Here is a 1,009-nt window from a genome sequence, read left to right as displayed (position 1 = left end):
GGATTATCTTAAAAATCTCAACTTTTTTGAGTTTTGTAGCTATAATTTCTTGCAGATGTGCTAAATTTTTGTCTGTAAAAACGTAACAACTTTTCATTTGCGACCTTTTTAGGAACTTAAATTGCTTAATTCTAGCACAAAGATACTTATTTTAAGGCATTTTTTATGAATCATAAAACGATTTGGCTCGTCTTATCTGCGGGCATTATTTGCACTGGCTGCACGCCAAGCGCTGATCCTCATATCAATATGAAACCCCCAGTTTATGTCGAGCAACTCCCTTCAAAAGATAGTGGTACCGGACAAAGCAACGCCGGCAGCCTCTTTGGCAAAGGCGAAAATCCTCTTTTTTCAGATAGAAAAGCGATGAATGTAAATGACATCGTGACTATCGTTATCTCAGAAAATGCAAGCCAAACTTCAACTGGTAGCAAAAGTACCAACAAAGATAGCACCATCTCGCTTGGTGGCGGTGTTTTTACAGCTGGGGCTGCACCGCTTTCAACTGTGGCTGATAATCTAAACAAATACGGCGATATCGGCTTTAAAGCAGGCGGTGGCAATAAATTTACAGGAAGTGGCACGAGCAATAGAAGCGAGAAATTTACCGCAACCATTTCAGCCAGGATCATAAAAATACTAAATAACGGCAACTATTTCATCGAGGGTAGCCGCGAGCTACTTATAAACGGCGAAAAGCAGATCATGCAAGTAAGTGGTGTCATCAGACCTTACGACATCTCACAAAATAACGAAATCGACTCAAAATATATAGCTGACGCTAAAATTTTGTATAAAACAGAGGGTGAGCTAGACAAATCTACCAAAAAACCTTGGGGCACAAGGCTCATGGAAGCTATCTGGCCATTTTAATGCAACTTTAAAAGCCTAAAATTTAATCAATTTGGGCTTTTAAAATTTTATATCTCAAAAATTTCTCTCGCCTTAAATATGCTAAATTTTTAAAAATTATAGTTGATATTTACTTTCAGAATAATATGTTTAAAAT

At 37.4% G+C, this 1,009-nt stretch carries 1 protein-coding gene; it reads left to right on the top strand.

Annotated features, from left to right (window positions below):
- Positions 1-165: 165 nt before the first annotated feature.
- On the top strand, positions 166-873 hold the full coding sequence (gene flgH, locus CVS92_RS08965) for a flagellar basal body L-ring protein FlgH (protein ID WP_021091364.1): 708 nt from the start codon (positions 166-168) through the stop codon (positions 871-873).
- Positions 874-1,009: the final 136 nt, after the last annotated feature.

This window comes from Campylobacter concisus (assembly GCF_003048555.1).
Taxonomy (GTDB): domain Bacteria; phylum Campylobacterota; class Campylobacteria; order Campylobacterales; family Campylobacteraceae; genus Campylobacter_A; species Campylobacter_A concisus_AO.
Note: the sequence above shows the minus strand (reverse complement) of the source record. Positions and strands in the feature narration are given on the sequence as shown.

Coding starts and splice junctions, on each gene's coding strand:
- flgH (WP_021091364.1), top strand. CDS start 166: ATGAATCATAAAACGATTTGGCTCGTCTTATCTGCGGGCATTATTTGC.